Origin of the sequence: Jatrophihabitans endophyticus (assembly GCF_900129455.1) — a bacterium.
Taxonomy (GTDB): Bacteria; Actinomycetota; Actinomycetes; order Mycobacteriales; family Jatrophihabitantaceae; genus Jatrophihabitans; species Jatrophihabitans endophyticus.
The window spans coordinates 130,689-150,967 of the sequence record NZ_FQVU01000006.1; the positions used below are offsets into that span (position 1 = coordinate 130,689).

A 20,279-nucleotide genomic window follows, 5' to 3' on the forward strand; every position below is an offset into this window, starting at 1 on the left:
CCCGGTCACCCGAGGTCGAGCACCTCGGCGAGGGCGGTGACCCGCTCACCGTCCCACGTCAGGTGCCGCCCGTAGACGACGCTGCCGGTCTCGTCGGCCACGTCGAGGTGGACGGCTCGCATGCCGACGGCCCGGGCGCCGGCGAGCTCGTCGCTGCCGCCGTCACCGACGTAGACGCACTCGGCGGCGGCGACGCCGAGCGCGTCGCAGCAGGCGAGGTAGTTGGCCGGCTCGGGCTTGCGGTGGCCGGTGACGAAGGAGAACACGGCCGCGTCGACGTGCGGCGCGATCGGCAGCTCGGCGAAGTAGGCGGGCAGCTCGGCGCTGCAGTCGCTGACGACACCGATGCGCAGCCCGCGGGCCTGCAGTGCGCGCAGCACCTCGGCCGCCTCGGGGCGCGGTTCGCCGAAGGTCCGCTCGGCGGCGAGCCGGACGTCGGCGCCGCGGTCGAGGTGGGGCGGCGCGACGTCGACGCCGAGCCGGCTGGTCACCCAGCGCAGCGAGCCGGCGACGCTGCCGCCCGCGCCGCGGAAGCGCTCGTCGACCGTGGCGGTCAGCTCGGCGTCGAAGCGGGCGGGGTCGACGCGCATCGCCTCGGCCTGGGCACGCCGAGCGCGGCCCTGCGCGGCGTCCGAGCGCCCGGGTGTGAGCGTGCCGTAGAAGTCGAAGACGACCGCGCGGACGGGCGGGACGGCGCTCATGGTTGCGATTCTGGCCCACCGGCGGGTCGGCGGCGGCCACCGGGCGGGACGGATGCGGACACGCTAGGGTCCCGGCCCGTGGACAACGACTACCCCACCACCGTCGACTCGGGCCTCCCTGCGGGCGTCTTCGTGGTCATCGCGCTGTTCTACGTCGCGCTGGCCGTACTGCTGATCGCCGCGATGTGGCGCGTCTTCACCAAGGCGGGCCGGCCGGGCTGGGCGGCGATCATCCCGTTCTACAACACCTACGTGCTGCTCAAGATCAGCGGCAAGCCGGGGTGGTGGCTGATCCTGTTCTTCATCCCCATCGTGAACATCGTGTTCCTCGTGCTGGCCTACGTCGCGCTCGCGCGCTCGTTCGGGCGCGGTGGCGGTTTCGCGGTTGGCCTCATCCTGCTGCCGTTCGTCTTCTTCCCGATCCTGGGATTCGGCGGCTCGCGGTACGTCGGCCCGGACGGCAGACGCGACGACGGCTGGGGCGACTCGGGTCGAGGCTGGGGACACCAGGGGTGGGGCGACCAGGGCTGGGGCGCCCAGGGCCAGCAGCCGGGGTACGGGCAGCAGCCGGGGTACGGGCAGCAGCCGGGGTACGGGCAGCAGCCGGGGTACGGGCAGCAGCCGGGGTACGGGCAGCAGCCGGGGTACGGGCAGCAGCCCGGGTACGGCTACCCGGGCCAGCCGCCGCAGCAGCAGTAGCCGCGCGGCCCGGCGGTCACTGCCTGGGCCGGGTCATCGACAGGACGTCGAGCACCTCGTCGAGCTCGTCCTCGGTGATCCGCTCCGGCACGTGGCCGCGCTCGACCACGACCTCGCGGATCGTCTTCTTCTCCTTGATCGCCTGCTTCGCGACCTGGGCGGCCTCGTCGTAGCCGAGGTAGTGATTGAGCGGCGTGACGATCATCGGGGTGCCCTCGGCGTTCGCCCGGCACTGCTCCTCGTTGGCGGTGATGCCGGCGACGCAGCGGTCGGCGAACACCCGCGACACGTTGGCGAGCAGCCGGATCGACTCGAGCACGTTGCGCGCCATCATCGGCAGGTACACGTTCAGCTCGAACGCGCCCGCGGCGCCACCCCACGCGACGGCGGCGTCGTTGCCGACGACCTGCGCGACGACCTGAGTGACGGCCTCGCAGAGCACCGGGTTCACCTTGCCCGGCATGATCGAGCTGCCCGGCTGCAGGTCGGGGATGAAGATCTCGCTCAATCCGGTGCGCGGGCCCGAGCCCATCCAGCGCAGGTCGTTGGCGATCTTGTTCAGTCCGACCGCGATCGTGCGCAGCGCCCCGGACAGCTCGACGAGCCCGTCGCGGGCGGCGTTGGCCTCGAAGTGGTTGCGTGCCTCGGTGAGCGGCAGGCCCGACTCCTTCGCGATCAGCGCGATGACCTCGCCGGCGAACCCGATCGGTGCGTTGATGCCCGAGCCGACGGCGGTGCCGCCCAGCGGCAGTTCGGCCACGCGCGGCAGGACCGCGTCGAGGCGCTCGATCCCGTAGCGCACCTGCGCGGCGTAGCCGCCGAACTCCTGGCCGAGCGTCACCGGGGTCGCATCCATGAGGTGCGTCCGGCCGGCCTTGACGACGGCCGCGAACTCCTCGGCCTTGCCCGCCAACGCGGCGGCGAGGTGGTCGAGCGCGGGTTGCAGGTCCGTGCTCGTCGCCTTGGTGGCCGCGACGTGGATCGCCGAGGGGAACTGGTCGTTGCTCGACAGCGGGTCGTTGACGTCGTCGTTGGGATGGACGGCCGCACCGAGCTTCTCGGCCGCGAGGGTCGCGAGCACCTCGTTGGTGTTCATGTTCGACGACGTGCCCGAGCCGGTCTGGAAGACGTCGATGGGGAACTCGGCGTCCCAGTCGCCGCGCGCGACCTCGACGGCGGCGGCGTGGATCGCCTCGGCCTTGGCGGCGTCGAGCAGCCCGCGCTGCGCCCGCACCCGTGCCCCGGCGCCCTTGATGGTCGCGAGGCCCGCGATGAGCTCGCGCTCGATCGGCGCGCCGGAGATGGGGAAGTTCTCCACCGCACGCTGGGTCTGCGCCCGCCACTTCGCGTCCCTCGGCACCCGGACGTCGCCCATCGAGTCCTTTTCGATGCGGTACTCGGTCTCGTCGCTCATGCCGCCGACCCTAGCGGGCAGCGTCAGGTGCGCGTCCGGGTGCGGAGACGGGCGTGACGCCGTCCGTACCCGAAGTACACGACCATGCCGATCGCCAGCCACACCGCGAAGCGCAGCCACGTCTCGACCGACAGGTTCAGGCTGAGGTACAGGCACGCGAGCGCCGACACGACGGGCAGCACGGGGGAGAACGGCACCCGGAACGGCCGCTCGAGCTCCGGGCGGGTGTGTCGCAGCAGCGGCACGGCCACCGACACGATCGTGAACGCCGACAGCGCGCCGATGCTCACCAGGTCGGCGAGGTCGGCCAGCGGCACCAGCCCGCCGATGATCATGATCATGGCGGCGACGAGGACGGTGAAGCGGACCGGGGTACCCGTCCGTGGCTCGACCTTCGCGACGGCCTCGGGCAGCAGTCGGTCCCGCCCCATGGCGAAGCCGATGCGGCCCAGGCCGACGAGCTCGACGAGGATGACCGACGTGAGACCGCAGACGGCGGCGATCGACACGAGCGTGCCCGCCCAGCTCGCCCCCACCGAGTCGAACGCCGACGCCAACGGCGAGCCGGCGTTGAGCCGGGTGTACCTCTGCATGCCGGTGAGCACGAAGGAGACGCCGACGTAGAGGACGGTCGCGACGACGAGCGTCGCGATCAGGCCGCGCGGCATGTCGCGGGCCGGACGCTCGGTCTCCTCGCTGAGGTTGGCGACCGCCTCGAACCCGGTGTAGGCGAAGAAGACGACGGCGGCCGCGGAGACGACCCCGGCGACGCCGAACGACGACGGCGCGCCGAAGAGCGCCTGCACGACCGGCTGCGCCAGCCCGCTCTCGCTGTCGGCCGGTCCGGCGGGTGGCACGAACGGTCGCAGGTTGTCCGACCTCAGGAAGAACGCCCCCGCCACGATGACGAACAGGCAGATGGCGACCTTGACGACGACCAGGACGTTGGTGAGCCAGGCCGACTGCTTGATGCCGGTGATCGCGACGACCGCGAGGACGGCGACGATCGCCACCGCGCCCAGGTTGACCGTGGAGTCCTCGCCGAAGACGGCGGTCGGCAGGTCGAACAGGTTCTGCAGGTAGCCCGACCAGCCGCGCGCGACGACGGACGAGCCGAGCACGAACTCCAGCAGCAGGTCCCAGCCGATGATCCAGGCCACGATCTCGCCGATGGTGGCGTAGGCGTAGCTGTAGGCGCTGCCCGCGGTGGGCACGGCACTGGCGAGCTCGGCGTAGCAGAGCGCGGCGAGCAGCGCGACGATCCCGGCGATCACGAACGACACGACGACCGCGGGCCCGGCGCTGTCCTTCGCCTCGACGCCGGTGAGCGTGAAGATCCCGGTGCCGATGACGATGCCGACGCCGAAACCGGTGAGGTCCAGCACGCCGAGCCGCTTGCGCAGGCCGCTGCCCTTGCCCTCGCCCTGCTCCAGGACGTCGTCGACGGGTTTCGTGCGCAGCAGCCCCGTGCCGCCGGCGTGAGTGGTCACGTCGGCGGTCTTCCCCCGCCCCCACCAGCGGGTATCCGCGTCAGCTCTTGCTGAAGTCCACCGCCGAGTAGGCGCGCAGCTTGTTGAGCTGGTGCAGCGAGTCGACGAGCCGGATCGTCCCCGACTTCGAGCGCATCACGATCGACTCGGTCTGCACGGAGTCGGCGAAGTAGCGCACGCCGCGCAGCAGTTCGCCGTCGGTGACCCCGGTGGCGCAGAAGAAGATGTCCTCGCCGCTGACGAGGTCCTCGGTGCGCAGCACGCGGTCGAGGTCGTGGCCCGCGTCGAGGGCTTTCTGCCGCTCGGCGTCGTCCTGCGGCCAGAGCCGCGCCTGGATGACGCCGCCCATGCAGCGCAGCGCGGCGGCGGCGATGATGCCCTCGGGCGTGCCGCCGATGCCGAGCAGCAGGTCGACGCCGGTCCCGGGGCGGGCGGCCGAGATGGCGCCGGCGACGTCGCCGTCGCTGATGAAGCGGATGCGCGCCCCCGCCTCGCGGACCTCGCGCACGAGGTCGTCGTGCCGCGGGCGGTCGAGGATGCAGACGGTGACGTCCTCGGGGTGCCCGTGCTTGGCCTTGGCCACCCGCGCGATGTTCTCGGCGACCGGCGCAGTGATGTCGATGGCGTCGGCGCACTCGGGTCCGGCGGCGATCTTCTCCATGTAGAACACCGCGGACGGGTCGAACATCGTGCCGCGCTCGGAGACCGCGATGACGGCGATCGAGTTCGGCATGCCCTTCGCCATCAGCGTGGTGCCGTCGATGGGGTCGACGGCGACGTCGCACAGCGCTCCGGTGCCGTCCCCGACGCTCTCGCCGTTGTAGAGCATCGGCGCCTCGTCCTTCTCGCCCTCGCCGATGACGACGACGCCGTTCATCGAGACGGTGCCGATGAGCGCGCGCATGGCGTCGACGGCGGCGCCGTCACCGCCGTTCTTGTCGCCGCTGCCGACCCACGCGCCGGCGGCCATCGCGGCGGCCTCCGTGACCCGGACGAGCTCGAGGGCGAGGTTGCGGTCGGGAGCCTGGCGCCCCACGGCGAGCTCGGGCGGGACGCTGTACGAGGTGTCGGGGAGTCCGTCGGACATCGCGGGCCTTCCTCTGGGCACTACCGGCTGACCGGACCAATCTTGGCAGACCGTTCGTTACGGGCCGGAGTCGTACGGACGAGTCCGGTGCCACACCCGGGGCGGGCGCCGCTCAGCCGGAGCCGTTCCCGTCGCCCGCGTCCGAGTCGTGCTCGGCGATGGACCGTTCCAGGCGGTCGCCCGCGTCCTCGAGCCAGCGCCGGCAGATGTCGGCGAGCTCCTCGCCGCGCTCCCAGAGCGCGAGCGACTCCTCGAGCGACTGGCCGCCGCCCTCGAGCTTGGCGACGATGTCGCGCAGCTCGGCGCGGGCCGCCTCGTAGGCGATGGGCTCCGTGGTCATGGCGGACCCGACCCTACGCGGGGTCGACCTCGAACTCGCCACGCGCCACGCGCACGCGCAGTCGGCCGTCGACCTGGGCGGGTTCGCGCACCACCGTGCCGTCGTCGGTGCGGACCACCGCGTACCCCCGTTCGAGCGTGGCCTGCGGCGAGAGCGTGCGCACCCGGGCCCGGAGGTGCCCGAGATCGGCCCGGCTCTGCTCGACGAGCGCGGCAACGCGCCGGCGGCACCGGTCCCGCGCGGCCGCGATCTCGTCGACCTCGCGGGCCAGCCGTTGTCGCACGGTGTGTCGGAGCCGCTGCGGCAGTCCGGCCGTCACCTCGGTCTCGCGGTCGATCCGAGCGTGGACGAAGGCTCGCGAGCGACGGCGCAACGCGGCGATCTCGCCGAGCTCGTCGGCGAGATCGGGGACGATCCGCTTGCCCGCGTCGGTCGGGGTGGACGCCGCGAGGTCGGCGACGAGATCCAGCAGCGGGGTGTCGGTCTCGTGCCCGATCGCGCTGACGACCGGTGTGCGCGCGTCGGCGACGGCGCGCACCAGGCTCTCGTTGCTGAACGGCAGCAGGTCCTCGACGCTGCCGCCGCCACGCGCGATCACGACGATCTCGACCTCGGGGTCGCGATCGAGCCGGGAGAGCGCGTCGACGACCTCGGTGACGGCGTTCGTGCCCTGCATGGCGACGTTCTCGACGCGGAAGCGGGCCCCGGGCAGCCGCCGGTGCGCGTTCTCGACGACGTCGCGCTCGGCGGCGCTCGCCCGACCGGTGATGAGGCCGATCCGACGGGGCAGGAAGGGCAGCGGTCGTTTGCGCGTCGACGCGAACAGGCCCTCGGCGGCGAGCAGTCGCTTGAGTGCCTCGAGGCGGGCCAGCAGCTCGCCGAGGCCGACCTGGCGGACCTCGAGGGCCCGCATGCTCAGCGTGCCGCGTTCGAGCCAGAAGTCCGGCCGCGCCCGCAGGACGACGCGCGACCCCTCACCGACCGCGTCGGGCAGCACGCCCCGCGGACAGGTCACGCTCAACGAGACGTTGGCGTCCGGGTCGCGCAGGGTGAGGAACTGCGTCGCCATCCCGGGACGGCGGTTCAGCTGGGCCACCTGGCCGTCGACCCAGATCTCGCCCAGCCGGGCGATCCACTCACCGAGCCGCAGCGCGACGACCCGGACCGGGACGGGGGCGTCGGCGGACGTCGTGAGCCTGGCCACGGTCAGGCGGGCGAGCCGCTCGGCCCGTCGTCGGTCGGGTCGTCGGTCGGGTCGTCGGCCCGGTCGAACTTCGACGGGGGAGCGTGCCGCGGCGCGTTGACCTGCTTGCCCTGGTCGGCGGTGGAGGTGTCGGTGGTGGGGGTGTCGCTGGTGGGGGTGTCGCTGGTGGGGGTGTCGGTGGTGTCGGCGTCGGCGACGGACTGGCCGTCGGCGATGGTCGGGTTCGCGGGCGTGACGTCGGGTGCCGCCCGCTTGCCGGGGTTCTTCGCGGGGGTCTTCGCGGCGGCGCTCGTGGCGCTCGTGGCGCTCGTCGCGCTCGTCGCGGGCCGGCCGGCCGGTTTGGCCGGTGCCACGGTCTTGCGGGCGGCCGTCTTGCGCGACGTCTTGCGAGGGGTCTTCGTGCCGGGGCTCTTGCGGGCCGGGGCCGAGATCGGCGTCACCGTGGCCCCCGTTCCACCGTCCTCGTCGGCCGACCGGTCGTCGCGAGGGCGGCCCGCTGCGCCCGCTGCGCCCGAAGTGGGGTCGTCGACGCCGAAGAGCTCGTCGAACATCCGCCCGGCCGCGGACGCGTCACCGCCGTCAGCGAGGCTGTCGAGCTGCGTCAGCGCCGCGCGGCGCAGGTCGTCGGCCGAGACCGGCTCGTCGAAGGTCGCCCAGGGCGGCGGGTCCTCGCCGGCGCGGCCACCGTTCAGCACCTCCTCGCCGCGGGCGGCGAGACGGGCGTAGCGCTGCTGCGCGCGCAACGACATCTGCAGCGCCGTGCTCACCGCCAGCATCGGCAGTTCGACGGCACGATCGGGCAGGTGCTTGACCTCGTCGGCCGCCGAGGCGACGAGCCCGACGGCGGCACGCAGCGGCGCGGGAAGGTGCATGACACCACAGTGCCGCATCGGCTGCGTCCGTACCATCGCAGGTATGACGTCCACATCGCCGACCCAGCCTGCCGGTGCCGGAAAACGCATCCTGCTGGCCAAGCCGCGCGGCTACTGCGCCGGTGTCGACCGGGCCGTCCAGACCGTCGAGCACGCCCTGGCGCACTACGGCGCTCCGGTCTACGTCCGCAAGCAGATCGTCCACAACCTCCACGTGGTGCGTGCCCTCGAGGAGCGCGGCGCGGTCTTCGTCGAGGAGAACGCGGAGGTGCCCGAGGGCGCCACCGTCGTCTTCTCCGCGCACGGGGTCGCGCCCGAGGTCCACGAGCAGGCGGCGGCGCGCGGGCTGCGCACGATCGACGCCACCTGCCCGCTGGTCACCAAGGTCCACCACGAGGCGCGGCGCTTCGCGAAGGACGACTACGACATCCTGCTCATCGGCCACGACGGCCACGAGGAGGTCATCGGCACCAGTGGCGAGGCCCCCGAGCACATCACGCTCGTCGACGGCCCGGAGTCGGTCGCCGCGGTGGAGGTCCGCGACCCGGACAAGGTGGTGTGGCTGTCCCAGACGACGCTGTCGGTCGATGAGACCATGGAGACGGTCGACGCGCTGCGGCAGCGTTTCCCGAAGCTGCAGGCCCCGCCGTCGGACGACATCTGTTACGCGACGCAGAACCGGCAGGCCGCGGTGAAGAAGATCGCGCCCGAGGCCGACCTGTTCCTCATCGTCGGGTCGGGCAACTCCTCGAACTCGGTGCGGATGGTCGAGGTGGCCAGCGCGGCCGGCGCGCGTGCCGCGCACCTCGTCGAGAACGCGGCGGCGATCGACCCCGCCTGGCTCGACGGGGTCGCGACCATCGGGTTGTCCTCGGGCGCGTCGGTGCCCGAGATCCTGGTCTCCGAGGTCGTCGGCTGGCTCGGCGAGCACGGCTACGACGGCATCACCGAGGTGAGCCACACCGAGGAGCGGTTGACGTTCGCGCTCCCGCAGGAGCTGCGCCGCGAGCTGCGGGCGCGCGCTACTTCCGGATGATCATGCGGATGCCCGCGATGATGAGCACGGCGGCCGTGGCGGCGGCGATGGCGGGGAAGCCGTAGACGAGGTAGTTCGCGGCCGCGTCGAGCTTGGCCTTGGTGGCGTTGCCGCCGCTCGCCCGCAGCGTGTACTGGAACGCGGCGCCGAGCGTGTAGACGATCGGCGGCGCGATGACGACCGGGAACATGTGCGACCGCTTGACGACGAGGATCGCGATGACCGACGCGGCGACGATGCCGATGTTGAAGCCGCCCTGCACCTCGATCGAGCCGATGGTGTCGATGAGCCCACCCGCGATCGCGATGACGACGAGGACGACCAGGGCCGCCCAGGCCGGCAGCCCGCGCTCCGGCGGGCGCGCCGCGGCGTTCCGCTGCGCCTCGAGGTCACGGACCGACCGTTCGGCGGCGCGGTTGGCGCGCTGCTGGTCGCGCGAGGCCGGCCCCGCCGGGGACCAGTCGTCGCTCGGCCGCCGCTGCGAGGCACGCGCCCGCGGGTCGGCCGGCGGCGTCGTGCCGTGTCCGCCGTCCCGGTTCCCCCGCGACGGCTCGCCGCGTGCCGGTTTGCGTGCCGTTCCACCGCGCACGGCGGTCGAGGGTCCCCAACCGTCGTCGGCGGCGGACGACCAGCCGCCAGGGGCGGACGGACCGGACACGCGGTTCTCCTGTCGACGGGGGAGGGGAGGACGGGGCGGGTAACCTTTCGGTCACGGTACCCGGCGCGACTGAGACCGGACCGCAGGACGCGCACCCGAGTTCTCAGGGGGAGCGGGGCGCCGGTCGGGTCGATCGGCGGTCTCGCAGCGGCCGATGAACCCGTCCGTCCCGCCCGACGTACGGTGAGGCATGAGGCGGAGCTGGCGGTGGGTCGTGGTCGCCGCGGCCACGGTCGGTGTGGTGTCGCTGCCGCTCGTCGCCCGGCTCCTGCCGGGGGAGGGGACGCCCGTCGGGGTGCGGACGCTGCTCGCCCGCATCGCCGGATCCGCCGGCGTCGGCTACTCCGGCTTCGCCGAGTCGCACAGCACGCTCGCGGTGCCGACGGCCGGTGCCGGCGTCACCGGGATCTTCGCGCCGCTGGCGACCGTCCTCGCCGAGACCTCGCAGCTGCGGGTCTGGTGGCGCGACGCCGACGACTGGCGCGTGGACCGGATCAAGGCGACCGGGGAGAGCGGCCTGCGCGAGACCGGGGGCGCGCTGTGGCAGTGGGAGTACGAGACGGGCTCGCTACGGCGCTCGACCCTCCGTCCGACGGTCCGCGCACCGCGCCCGGACGACCTGGTGCCGCCGGGTCTGGCGCGACGGCTCCTCGGCGAGGCCCGGGCGGACGAGGTGTCGGCCATCCCCGGTCGGCGCGTGGCCGGGGAGCGCACCGACGGCCTGCGGCTGCGGGTCACCGACCGGCGCTCGACCCTGGACCACGTGGACGTCTGGGCACTCCCGGCGAGCGGGCTTCCCGTCCGCGTCGACGTGCACGCCCGCGGCGCGGCCGGCTCGGGCGGCCCGGTGCTGAGCACGTCGTTCCTCGATCTCACCGTCGCCCGCCCGCCGGCCGGCACCATCGCGTTCACACCGCCCGATGGGGTGGCAACGCAGGAGGACGACGTCGACATCGTCTCGGTCATCGACCGGTTCAGCGGCGCCGTGCCGCCCGCGCGGCTGGCCGGGCTGCCCCGCCGCACCGATCTCGACCTCGGCGCGGTCGGCGTGTACGGCCGGGGCCTGACGCTCGTGGTGGCGATCCCGATGCGGCCACGGGTGGCCGACCGCGTCGTCCCCGTCGTCCGGGCAGCGCCGGGCGCGGTCGAGGACGAGTCGGGCATCGCGGCCGGCATCGGCCCGCTGCGCCTGCAGCTGTCCCCACCGACGGGGCACGGGTCGCGCTGGCTGCTGGCCGGGACGCTCTCGCCGTCGGCGTTGCGGGCCGCGGCGCGGGACCTGCCGCCGGCGCGGGCCGCGACGAGGCCCGCGCGGTGATCGAGACCCGCGGACTGACGAAGCTGTTCGGCCGGGTGCGGGCGGTGGACGACATCGCCCTCGACGTCCGCGCGGGCGACGTCTACGGCTTCCTCGGCGCGAACGGGTCCGGCAAGACGACGACCGTGCGGATGCTGCTGGGTCTTGTGCTGCCGACCTCCGGGGAGCTGCGGCTGTTCGGCGAGCCCATGCCGCGCGCGGCGCGGCGGGTGCTGCCGAGGGTCGGCACCCTGGTCGAGGGGCCGGCCGCGTACGGGCATCTGCCCGCGCGCGCGAACCTCGCCCTGATCGACGCCGCCGGCCCCGGCGGTCGCGCGGCCCGACGCACGCGCGACGACCGTGTCGCCGCCGCGCTCGACCAGGTCGGGCTGGGGGGCATCGGCCGCCGGCCGGTCAAGGCGTTCTCGCTGGGCATGCGGCAACGGCTCGGCATCGCCGCCGCGCTGCTGCGCTCGCCGGAGCTGCTGATCCTCGACGAGCCGACGAACGGGCTCGATCCGCAGGGCATCCACGAGATGCGCGAGCTGCTGCTCGCCCTCAACGCGGCGGGCACGACGGTCTTCGTGTCGAGCCACCTGCTCGCCGAGATCGAGCAGCTGTGCACGCGGGTCGGCGTGCTGGACCGCGGCCGGCTCGTCGTCCAGGACTCGCTCTCGGCGCTGCGGCGGCCGACCGGCCTGGTCGAGGTGCGGACCGCCGCCGCGGAGGACGCCGCGCGCGACCTCGGCGACCGGGTGGAGCGGCGCGACGGCGACACGCTGTGGGTCCGGGCCGACGACGCGGCGGAGCTCAACGCGCGGCTGGTCGCCGCGGGCGTTCCCGTCACCGGGCTCGTCGTGCAGCACCACACCCTGGAGGAGGTCGTGCTGCAGCGCTCCGGCGGGAGCGCCGACCGCGTTCCGGCGAGGACGGCCCCGTGATCGCCGTCGAGTTGTCCAAGCTGGCCCGGCGGCCGCGTACCTGGCTGACCCTCGTCCTGCTCAACGCGCTGCCCACGGTGGTCGCCGTCCTGCTCGCCGTCACCGACATCGCGCCCCGCCCGGGCGAGGGACCGGCGTTCCTGTCCGCGGTCGTGGCGAACGGGCAGCTGTTCGCGGTCGCCGCGCTGGCCATCGTGCTGCCGCTGTTCCTGCCGATCGCGGTGGCGGTCGTCGCCGGCGACTCGGTGGCGGGCGAGGCGCAGGCGGGGACCCTGCGCTACCTGATAGCCCGCCCGGCCGGACGTACCCGGCTGCTCGTCGCCAAGCTGGTGACGGTGCTGGCCTTCACCGTCGTCGCCGTGGTCCTTGTCGCGGGCGTCGGCTACGTGGTCGGGACGTTCGTGCTCGGCACGCATCCCGAGACGGCGGCGACGTCGTTGGTGACGGTCTCGGGCAGTGACCTGTCGGCGGGGCAGCTCGTCGTGCGCACTGCGCTGGCCATGGCCTTCGTGGCGCTGTCGATGCTGGGTGTTGCGGCCATGGCGTTGCTGTTGTCGACGTTCACCGACTCGCCGCTCGGCGCGACGCTGGGTGCGCTCGCGTTCCTGATCGGCTCGTCGCTGCTGCTCACCCTCGACGCCGCCCGGCCGCTGCAGCCCTACCTGCCGACGCGCTACTGGCTCTCGTTCGTCGACCTGTTCCGCGACCCCATCCTGTGGCGGGACGTCGAGCGTGGCGCGCTGCTGCAACTGGTCTACGTAGCGGTGTTCCTCGGTGTCGCGTGGGCCAACTTCGCGACGAAGGACATCACCAGCTGACGCGTCGGTCCGCGCCCGGTCGTCAGCAGGCGACGGTGGCCGCCCGCGCCGGCGGTCCCGCGGCGAGCTCGCTCAGCACGATCGAGCCGACCCGGGGGTCGCTCGGCAGTCCCGCGTGCCGAACGGCGTCCCCCGGACACACGCTCTGGACCGTCAGGTTGACCGCGCCGGCCAACCGGGCCGACGAGGCGGGGACGACGACGTCGTCGTGCGTCGTCCACACCGAGACGAAGGTCGGCCCGGCCGGGGTCTCGTCGCCGGCGTTCAGGTCGGCGAGCAGCGTGCTGTCCGGGGCGAGCTGCCGGCAGGCGACCGGGCAGGCGCCGGGGAGGGTCGACCCGGCGAGCGCGGCGATGTCGGTGCCGTGGTGTGGCGAGCCCAGCGTCAGCACGCGCCGGGCGGCGCGGTCGCCGCCGTGGTCGGCCACCCACAGCCGGGCGACGACGCCGCCGGCGGAGTAGCCGACGACGTCGACGGCGGCGCCGTCGTGGCGGGCCCGCACGGTGCTCACGGTCCGGCCGAGGGCGACCGCCTGGGCGTCGAGGTCGCCACGCCCGTCACCGGGCAGCGGGAACACCGAGACGTCGCGCCCACGCTCGCGCAGCGTGCGGGCCAGCACGTCGAGGCCGGTGGTGGACCCGCCGTACCCGGGGACGAGGACGACCGGCCCGAGCCGGTCCTGGCCGACGGCGGCGGTGCCGGACTCGTCGTCGTGGTCGCCGTCGGCGGCGACCACGACCACGATCGCCGCGACCGCCCCCACCGCCGCGACCACCGCTGCGGTGAGCGCGGCGAGCACGACGCGGCGCCGGGCCGGGGCGAGGGACGACAGCACCGCACCATCGTGCCGTGCCGGCCGCCGACCGGGACCGGCCGGCGGGCGATCAGGAGGTGGCGCGCTGCGCGTCCTGGGTGACCGGCAGCTCGTCCTGCCCGGCCGGGACGCGTGATGCCTTGGGTAGCGTCACCAGCCGCTGGCCCGCGATCTCCTCGGCCTGCACGGTGCGGGTGGTCTCGGTGACCTGGCGCGGGGCGATCAGCTCGTCGGTGGGCTCGACCACCTTGAGGTCGACCATGCGGCGCGCCGTGACGAAGACCCGGCTCTCCACCGAGGCGACGGCGTCGTTGTACGCGCCGACCGCACCGTTGAGCGAGCGGCCCAGCTTGTCGAAGTGCTTGCCCATCGTCGACAGCCGGCCGTACAGCTCGCGGCCGAGGCGGTGCACCTCGGCCGCGTTCGACGCCAGCGCCTCCTGCCGCCACGTGTAGGCGATGGTGCGCAGCAGGGCGACCAGGGTCGAGGGCGTCGCGAGCACCACGTTCTGGTCGAAGGCGCGTTCCTGCAGGGTCGGGTCCTCGCGCAGCGCGGCGTCGAGGAAGGCGTCGGCCGGCACGAAGCACACCACGAACTCCGGCGACGGCGTGACGTGCTGGTGGTAGCCCTTGGCCGCCAGCTGGTCGACGTGGGTGCGCAGGTGCCGGGCGTGTGCCTTGAAGCGGGCGGCGCGGGTGGCGTCGTCGCGGGCCTCCATGGCCTCGAGGTAGCCGCTGAACGCGACCTTCGAGTCGACGACGACGTTCTTGCCGCCCACCAGCTGCACCACCATGTCGGGGCGGAGCCGCCCGTCGTCGCCCTGCACGGTGTGCTGCTCGACGAAGTCGATGTGCTCGGTCATCCCGGCGGCCTCGACGGTGCGGCGCAGCTGCATCTCGCCCCACGCGCCGCGCACCTGGGGCGCGCGCAGCGCCGTGACCAGTTGGTGCGTCTCGGTGCGCAGCTGCTCGTTGGTCTGGCGCATGGAGCCGATCTGTTCGAGCAGGCCGGCGTAGGAGCCCGCGCGGTCGCGCTCGACCGCGTTCAGCTGCTGCTCGACCTTGGCCAGCGAGTCGCGCAACGGCGTGACCAGCGCCTCGATGGCGATCTGTCGCTTGGCGAGCTCGCCGTCGGCACCCTCCTTCGCGGTCGCGAGGCGGGCCTCGGCGAGCTGGGCGAAGGCCTGGTTGTTGCGCTCGAGCGCCTGCCCGGCCAGTGAGTCGAAGGCCTCGCGGATGCGGGCCTCGGTGGAGACGTCGGCATCCGCCCGCTCACGGGCGGCCGCGCGTTCGGACTCCAGCACCGCGGTCAACCGCGCGACCTCGGTGCGGGCGGCGTGCGTCTCGCCCTGCGCCCGGGTCACCGCGTCGCGCCCGGCGGCCTCGGCCCGTGCGGCCGCGTCGCGTCCGGCGGCCTCGGCCTGGGCGGCCGCGTCGCGTCCGGCGGCCTCGGCCCGGGCGACGGCGGCGCGTCCGGCGGCCTCGGCCCGGTAGCGGCCGACGAGCATGCCCGCACCGAGCATCAGCGCGGCGATCACGACCACGAGCAGCACCACGGCGACGTCCATGTGTTCGATGCTCACACCGGGGTCCGACAGTTTCGTGCTCCGACGCGCCGGGCCGGTGCCCCGGGCTCGTCCGCTGTCACGACTCCGCGTCGTGACCGACGTCGTCTCCGAGCGGTCGAGCACGCCCGCGCAGTCGGTTACTGCACGGGCTCCGCGGTGATGCCGCCGGGCGGCGTCCGCACCCTCCGCTTCACCCTCCGCACCGCCGACCACTGGCAGGGGTGCCGCAGCGAGTATTGGGCGAGCCGCTCACTGCAGGTGCGGGTGGGGGCGTTCACACGGACCAAGGACGTCGACGTCAACCGGATGGTCATGGAGCTGCGGTCGGCGGGCCACGGCTGCTGACGGCAGTCGGACGTCGTCCGGGCCGTAGACTCGCGCCACGTGAGTCTCACCATCGGGATCGTCGGCCTGCCCAACGTCGGGAAGTCGACGCTGTTCAACGCCCTGACCAAGAACGACGTCCTGGCCGCGAACTACCCGTTCGCCACCATCGACCCGAACGTCGGCGTGGTCGGCGTGCCGGACCAGCGCCTCGACGTCCTGGCCACGCTCTTCGACTCGGCCAAGGTCGTGCCGGCCACGGTCAGCTTCGTCGACATCGCCGGCATCGTCCGCGGCGCCAGCACCGGCGAGGGTCTGGGCAACAAGTTCCTCGCCAACATCCGCGAGGCCGACGCCATCTGCCAGGTCATCCGCGCGTTCGGCGACCCCAACGTCGTCCACGTCGACGGCAAGGTCGATCCCGCCGCCGACATCGAGACCATCAACACCGAGCTGATCCTCGCCGACCTGCAGACGCTCGAGAACGCCACGCCGCGGCTGGAGAAGGACGCCCGGCTGCACAAGGACCGTGCGTCCGTCCTGGCGGCGGCGAAGGAAGCGATCGACATCCTGCAGACGGGCAAGACGCTCTACGCCGCCGGTGTCGACGTCGCGCCCCTGCGCGAACTCACCCTGATGACGACGAAGCCGTTCCTCTACGTGTTCAACGTCGACCCCGACGAGCTCGACAACCAACCGTTCACCGACGAGCTCCGCGCGCTCGTCGCGCCGGCCGAGGCGATCTTCCTCGACGCCAAGACCGAGGCCGAGCTGATCGAGCTCGACGCCGAGGAGGCCCTGGAGCTGCTGCAGTCGATGGGGCAGGCGGAGTCCGGCATCGACCAGCTCGCCCGCGTCGGCTTCGACACCCTCGGCCTGCAGACCTTCCTCACCGCCGGGCCCAAGGAGTCACGCGCTTGGACGATCAAGGCCGGCGCCACCGCACCGCAGGCCGCCGGCGTCATCCACACCGACTTCGAGCGCGGCTTCATCAAGGCCGAGGTCGTCTCCTACGACGAGCTGGTCGACGCGGGCTCGATGGCCGAGGCCAAGTCGCGCGGCAAGGTCCGCATCGAGGGCAAGGACTACGTCATGAGCGACGGCGACGTCGTCGAGTTCCGCTTCAACGTGTAGCGAGGGAACGCGTGGCCTGACGGCTCGACGGTGGCATCTCCCGGCCGTGACGGGCTGCGGCTCGTTGCGCCGCACCGGTACAGCGACGACTCGAGATACTTCCGGTTCGTGCCCTGTTGACGGCGGCGACCGGCGTCCAAGGCGCTAGAATTCCGTACATGACGACCGTGCCGCTCGCCGAGGCTCGTGCCCAGCTCTCCAAGCTCGTGGAGGACGCGGTACGCACGCACGAACGAGTCGAGGTCACCCGGAACGGACGCAGGGCGGCGGTGATCATGAGTGCCGATGACTACGACTCGTTCATGGAGACTCTGGACATACTCGGCGACGCCGAAGCGATGGCTGAGATCCGGCGGGCCGACGCGGACATCGCCGGCGGCAACGTGTCGACGTTGGACGAGGTAGAGGCGGAGATGCGGACCCTGGGGCGGCTGCCGGCGTGACCTATCGGGTCGAGCTGGCGCCGGCTGCTCGACGCGCGCTGACCCATACTCTGCCGGAGGCGGTTGCCGCTGCCTGCGCGAACTTTCTGCGCGACGTGCTCGCCCTCGATCCTCATCGCGTCGGCAAGCCGCTGCGCGATCACTTGGCCGGCCGGTACTCCGCGCGTCGGGGGGAGTTTTGGATCATCTACGAGATCTACGACGACATCGTCGTCGTTCGGATCATCTCCATCCGCCACCGGCGCGACGCCTATTCGTGACGCGATCCGGCCGAGTCCCGCAGCAATGTCTGAGCGGCGAGCCGGCGCGGGACCGTCGGCGCGTGCCCGGCCCGACCGACGGTGACCGCTCCCGTCGGTGCGCGCGGAGCGCGACCTCGTGATGCGTCAGACCGTGCCGTGGAACGAACTCCTGCGCGAGCGGGAGGACAGCCGATAGGCCACACTCAACGCCGAGGTTGATCCCTCGACGCCGCTTATGCGGTGCGGGCGGCCTGTGCGGTGCGGGCGGCAGACGCGCCCGGGGGTGCAGCTCGTGCGTGTCAGGTGTGACGGGGGGCGCAGCCGGCCGGCTGCCACGAGAAACGAGCTCTTCGACGGCGCGGAGGCATGACGACAGATGGTGCGTTCCACCCTGGTACCGATACCGAACGACGTCACGATCGGTGATCTGGATCGCGCGTTCGCGCGCCGTACCGTCCGCAACTCGGGTGTGGCGACGACACGCGTGGCCAAGCGGTCCAAGCCCGGCGGCCCCTACCGCGTGACCTTCGCCCATGCGAGCAGCTCGTACGGTGAGCTCGGCCGGGTGCTCCTTGCCCCGACCGCGGACGGGCGCAGCCTGATGGTCCGTTCCCGCGACAGCGCGGGCCGCACCTACGACGGGATGCTGTACGGCCTCGGCGCGCTGTTCGTGTCGATCGGCGTCGCCATGGCCCCGCTGGACGACTGGCACCTGAAAGGGCCGTTGGTCTCGGTCGTCGCCGGCGTGCTGCTCGGCGTCTTCGCGCGCCTCATGACCAGCGTGAACCGATCAGGTGAGAACGAGGCGGCCGTACAGGCCGCGGCCCTCGCGTTCGACCTCGCTCGCCAGGCCCGCGGAGACGGCGTCGCGCCGGACGACACCCGGAGCCGGCCGCGCTGACCCGCTCCTTCCGTCGTGCTGCGACGACGACGCCGATCGCTTCGCGGCTGTTCGACGCCGCGCGACTCGAGGAGCAGCGGGCCGACGTACACGTCGGCCGGTACCGATCGGTCAGCTCGCACGGCCTCGGGATGGTCGACGCGAGGACGTCGATCGAACGAGCCGCGGCGATCGGCTGCTTGGTCCCGTCGATGTCGCGTAGCGGCCGGGCCCGGTGGCTCCACACGGAGGGTCAGCGCGGGCGGCGACGGTGATGGTGGTCGGTGTCCTGGCCGGCGAGCGCCTTCTCGAGCAGGCCGGCCAGCGTGGTGCGCTCGGCATCGGTGAGCGGCGCGAAGACGCCGGCCTCGTCGGACTCGACGTCGAGGACGGCGCGGCGGAAGAGCTCCCAGCCGTCCCGGGTGAGCGACACGACGGTGCGCGTGCGGTTCTCGGGGTCGGGGGAGCGCTCCACCAGCCCGCGCTCGACCATGCGGTCGAGCCGGTGCGTCATGGTGGACGCGGTCACGCCGGCGGCGTCGGCCAGCCGTGACGGGTGGGAGCCGCCGCGGCGTCCCTCCATCGCCAGGGCCTGCAGCACCGGCCATTCGGTACGCGAGATGTCGATGGCGTCGAAGCGCTCGCTGTAGAACAGGTCGAGCCGGCGTTCGAGGCGCGACATGGCGGTGACGATGCGCTGCACGGTCTCGGCCGCGCCGGCGTCGGTGTAGACGCGCACGGCGCGTTCGTACTCGGCCCACGGCGTGCGGCGCGTCATGGTCGCACCCTACGGGGACGGGCTCCGGGGTGAACGGGATCACCGGCGACACGGCTCAGGAAGAAACCGTTCGCGTCGATCGTTACCTTCGATATCGAAGTTCGAAGTGAAACATTGAGATTCGAAGTTGGTCCCGATCATGCGTTTTGCCCACCGTCGCCTGGCGGTGCTCCTCGTCGGTTCGTCCCTCGGTGCGGTCGGCTGGGGCGCCGTCCTGCCGTTCCTCTACGCCGACATCGCCGACGCCCGCCACCTCGGCGCGTCCGTCGCCGCCGTCACGTTCACCGCCTTCGCGCTCGGCGCGCTCGTCGCCGCACCGCTCGCCGGCCGGCTGGCCGACCGTAGCCGTCCCGTCCGGGTCGCCACCGTCGCTCGCCTCGGCATGGTGCTCGCCATCGTCGCGCTGGCGTACGCCGCGACGGCCCTGACGCTGTGGGCGGCGGCGTTCGCGTACGGCGCCGCGCTGGCCGTGGTGCAACCGTCGACGGCCGTGCTCGTCCTCGAGCTGACGCCCGCCGCCCGTCGCCGCGGCGCGTTCGCCTGGCAGTTCATCGGGCAGAACCTCGGGCTCGCCGTCGGCGGCATGGTCGGTGGCTACCTCGTCGACCTGACCGTGCCCACGGGCTCGCGCCCGGCCTACGCGTTCGCCGCAGTGTGCAGTGCGGCGAGTGCGGTACTGGTGGCGATCGCGGCCAGCCGGACCGCCCGGCCCGCCCTCGCCGTCGACGAGCCGGCGCCGACGACCGGCTACCGCGGCGTCCTCCAGGTCCCCGCCGTGCGCTGGCTGCTCGCCGTGACCGTCCTGCTGACGCTCGCCTGCTACGCGCAGTTCGACTCCGGCCTGCCGGCGTACGCGCTCAGCGTGCTCGACGTCGCACCCACCACGCTCGGAACCGCGGTGGCCGTCAACACGGTGCTCGTCGCCGCGCTCACCGCCCCCGTCGTGCGGCTGACGCGGACGGTGGCGCCGGCCGTGCTCCTGGCGACGTGTGCGGTGCTGTGGATCGGGGTGTGGGTCGTGCTGGCGGCGCCGATGCTGCACCTCGGCGCCAGTGGGACGTTCGTCGTCGCCGGCTACGGGCTGTTCAGTGTCGGCGAGACGATGCTCGCGCCGGTGCTGACGCCGCTCGCCGCGACCCTGGCCCCGGCCGGCGCCACCGGCCGCACCCTGGCCGCGGTCACCGGCGCGCAGACGCTCGCGACCGCGATCGGCCCCGGGCTGTCCGGTCTGCTGCTGGGGCTCGGTCTGCCGCTCGGTTTCGTCGCGCTGCAGATCCTGTGCTGCGTGCTCGCCATCGGCTGCGCACTGCGCCTCGGCCGGGTGGACGCCGCCCGGCACCAGCAGTCCTTGGCGCTCGCCGCCTGACGTCCCGCCGGCCATCCTCCTGCGCTGGCCGCGCCGGGGTTCGTCCAGTGCCTGGAGCTCGGCGGGTCCGGTGAACGACGAACGGCGCGTCCCGGGTGGGACGCGCCGTTCGTGGAGGTTGTGGTGCGGCAGGCTGCAGCGGGTACGACGTTCCCCCGAAGCGTCGCTTCGTGA

22 protein-coding genes are annotated in these 20,279 nt (G+C 73.2%); 11 read left to right on the forward strand and 11 right to left on the reverse strand.

Annotated elements, in window-relative coordinates:
- Positions 1–5 precede the first annotated feature (5 nt).
- Positions 6–701 carry an HAD family hydrolase gene (locus tag BUE29_RS19295; protein WP_073392088.1) on the reverse strand — a complete coding sequence of 232 codons (696 nt, stop codon included), beginning with the start codon at positions 699–701 and terminating at the stop codon, positions 6–8.
- 78 nt (positions 702–779) lie between these two features.
- On the opposite strand from BUE29_RS19295, the gene BUE29_RS22915 reads away from it, so the two are divergent.
- Positions 780–1,400: a DUF5684 domain-containing protein gene (locus tag BUE29_RS22915; RefSeq protein WP_073392089.1), complete on the forward strand. Its 621-nt coding sequence runs from the start codon at positions 780–782 to the stop codon at positions 1,398–1,400.
- 16 nt (positions 1,401–1,416) lie between these two features.
- Here the strand turns inward: BUE29_RS22915 and BUE29_RS19305 are convergent, their stop codons facing one another.
- From BUE29_RS19305 to BUE29_RS22630, 6 genes are all read right to left on the reverse strand, one after another.
- Positions 1,417–2,814: a class II fumarate hydratase gene (locus BUE29_RS19305; protein ID WP_073392090.1), complete on the reverse strand. Its 1,398-nt coding sequence runs from the start codon at positions 2,812–2,814 to the stop codon at positions 1,417–1,419.
- A gap of 23 nt (positions 2,815–2,837) precedes the next feature.
- A complete protein-coding gene (locus BUE29_RS19310) occupies positions 2,838–4,304 on the reverse strand; it encodes an APC family permease (protein ID WP_073392091.1) in 1,467 nt (488 codons plus the stop codon).
- A 40-nt stretch (positions 4,305–4,344) separates the two neighbouring features.
- Positions 4,345–5,391 (reverse strand): class II fructose-bisphosphatase, encoded by a 1,047-nt coding sequence (gene glpX, locus BUE29_RS19315; protein WP_073392092.1) that lies wholly within the window; start codon positions 5,389–5,391, stop codon positions 4,345–4,347.
- Between the two features lie 112 nt (positions 5,392–5,503).
- Positions 5,504–5,731 carry an exodeoxyribonuclease VII small subunit gene (locus BUE29_RS19320; protein ID WP_073392093.1) on the reverse strand — a complete coding sequence of 76 codons (228 nt, stop codon included), beginning with the start codon at positions 5,729–5,731 and terminating at the stop codon, positions 5,504–5,506.
- Positions 5,732–5,744: 13 nt separating this feature from the next.
- Positions 5,745–6,941, reverse strand: a complete 1,197-nt coding sequence (xseA, locus tag BUE29_RS19325; RefSeq protein WP_407657351.1) for an exodeoxyribonuclease VII large subunit — start codon at positions 6,939–6,941, stop codon at positions 5,745–5,747.
- Complete coding sequence (locus tag BUE29_RS22630) at positions 6,938–7,807, reverse strand: hypothetical protein (RefSeq protein ID WP_073392095.1); 870 nt, start codon at positions 7,805–7,807, stop codon at positions 6,938–6,940. The genes xseA and BUE29_RS22630 overlap by 4 nt, the downstream gene beginning before the upstream one ends.
- 43 nt (positions 7,808–7,850) lie before the next feature.
- On the opposite strand from BUE29_RS22630, the gene BUE29_RS19335 reads away from it, so the two are divergent.
- Positions 7,851–8,843, forward strand: a complete 993-nt coding sequence (locus tag BUE29_RS19335) for a 4-hydroxy-3-methylbut-2-enyl diphosphate reductase (RefSeq protein WP_073392096.1) — start codon at positions 7,851–7,853, stop codon at positions 8,841–8,843.
- Here the strand turns inward: BUE29_RS19335 and BUE29_RS19340 are convergent.
- On the reverse strand, positions 8,830–9,432 hold the full coding sequence (locus BUE29_RS19340; RefSeq protein WP_143168270.1) for a DUF6542 domain-containing protein: 603 nt from the start codon (positions 9,430–9,432) through the stop codon (positions 8,830–8,832). The two genes, BUE29_RS19335 and BUE29_RS19340, sit on opposite strands and share 14 nt — an antisense overlap.
- A gap of 259 nt (positions 9,433–9,691) precedes the next feature.
- On the opposite strand from BUE29_RS19340, the gene BUE29_RS19345 reads away from it, so the two are divergent.
- From BUE29_RS19345 to BUE29_RS19355, 3 genes are read left to right on the forward strand one after another with little or no spacing between them, the layout of a single operon-like run.
- The gene (locus BUE29_RS19345; protein ID WP_073392098.1) at positions 9,692–10,819 is read left to right on the forward strand and encodes a hypothetical protein; all 1,128 of its coding nucleotides are present in this window, start codon (positions 9,692–9,694) and stop codon (positions 10,817–10,819) included.
- On the forward strand, positions 10,816–11,739 hold the full coding sequence (locus BUE29_RS19350) for an ABC transporter ATP-binding protein (RefSeq protein ID WP_073392099.1): 924 nt from the start codon (positions 10,816–10,818) through the stop codon (positions 11,737–11,739). The genes BUE29_RS19345 and BUE29_RS19350 overlap by 4 nt, the downstream gene beginning before the upstream one ends.
- A complete protein-coding gene (locus BUE29_RS19355) occupies positions 11,736–12,557 on the forward strand; it encodes an ABC transporter permease (protein ID WP_073392100.1) in 822 nt (273 codons plus the stop codon). Before BUE29_RS19350 ends, BUE29_RS19355 begins: the two co-directional genes overlap by 4 nt.
- A gap of 22 nt (positions 12,558–12,579) precedes the next feature.
- Here the strand turns inward: BUE29_RS19355 and BUE29_RS19360 are convergent, their stop codons facing one another.
- Together BUE29_RS19360 and BUE29_RS19365 are read right to left on the reverse strand one after the other, a co-directional pair.
- A complete protein-coding gene (locus BUE29_RS19360) occupies positions 12,580–13,392 on the reverse strand; it encodes an esterase/lipase family protein (RefSeq protein WP_073392101.1) in 813 nt (270 codons plus the stop codon).
- A gap of 49 nt (positions 13,393–13,441) precedes the next feature.
- On the reverse strand, positions 13,442–14,938 hold the full coding sequence (locus BUE29_RS19365; RefSeq protein ID WP_143168271.1) for a DNA recombination protein RmuC: 1,497 nt from the start codon (positions 14,936–14,938) through the stop codon (positions 13,442–13,444).
- A gap of 156 nt (positions 14,939–15,094) precedes the next feature.
- On the opposite strand from BUE29_RS19365, the gene BUE29_RS19370 reads away from it, so the two are divergent.
- The 5 genes from BUE29_RS19370 (at position 15,095) to BUE29_RS22635 (ending at position 17,982) form a co-directional block, all read left to right on the forward strand.
- The gene (locus BUE29_RS19370; protein ID WP_073392103.1) at positions 15,095–15,283 is read left to right on the forward strand and encodes a hypothetical protein; all 189 of its coding nucleotides are present in this window, start codon (positions 15,095–15,097) and stop codon (positions 15,281–15,283) included.
- A gap of 39 nt (positions 15,284–15,322) precedes the next feature.
- Positions 15,323–16,396, forward strand: a complete 1,074-nt coding sequence (gene ychF, locus BUE29_RS19375; protein ID WP_073392104.1) for a redox-regulated ATPase YchF — start codon at positions 15,323–15,325, stop codon at positions 16,394–16,396.
- 158 nt (positions 16,397–16,554) lie between these two features.
- On the forward strand, positions 16,555–16,839 hold the full coding sequence (locus BUE29_RS19380; protein WP_073392105.1) for a type II toxin-antitoxin system Phd/YefM family antitoxin: 285 nt from the start codon (positions 16,555–16,557) through the stop codon (positions 16,837–16,839).
- Positions 16,836–17,099 (forward strand): type II toxin-antitoxin system RelE family toxin, encoded by a 264-nt coding sequence (locus BUE29_RS19385; RefSeq protein WP_073392106.1) that lies wholly within the window; start codon positions 16,836–16,838, stop codon positions 17,097–17,099. The genes BUE29_RS19380 and BUE29_RS19385 overlap by 4 nt, the downstream gene beginning before the upstream one ends.
- A 451-nt stretch (positions 17,100–17,550) precedes the next feature.
- Entirely contained in the window at positions 17,551–17,982 is a 432-nt protein-coding gene (locus BUE29_RS22635) for a hypothetical protein (protein ID WP_159440910.1), read from the forward strand.
- A 232-nt stretch (positions 17,983–18,214) separates the two neighbouring features.
- On the opposite strand, the gene BUE29_RS19395 is transcribed toward BUE29_RS22635, so the two are convergent.
- Positions 18,215–18,739 (reverse strand): MarR family winged helix-turn-helix transcriptional regulator, encoded by a 525-nt coding sequence (locus tag BUE29_RS19395; protein ID WP_073392108.1) that lies wholly within the window; start codon positions 18,737–18,739, stop codon positions 18,215–18,217.
- 139 nt (positions 18,740–18,878) lie between these two features.
- Here BUE29_RS19395 and BUE29_RS19400 point away from each other — a divergent pair, with 139 nt between their 5' ends.
- Positions 18,879–20,105 carry an MFS transporter gene (locus BUE29_RS19400; RefSeq protein ID WP_073392109.1) on the forward strand — a complete coding sequence of 409 codons (1,227 nt, stop codon included), beginning with the start codon at positions 18,879–18,881 and terminating at the stop codon, positions 20,103–20,105.
- Positions 20,106–20,279 lie beyond the last annotated feature (174 nt).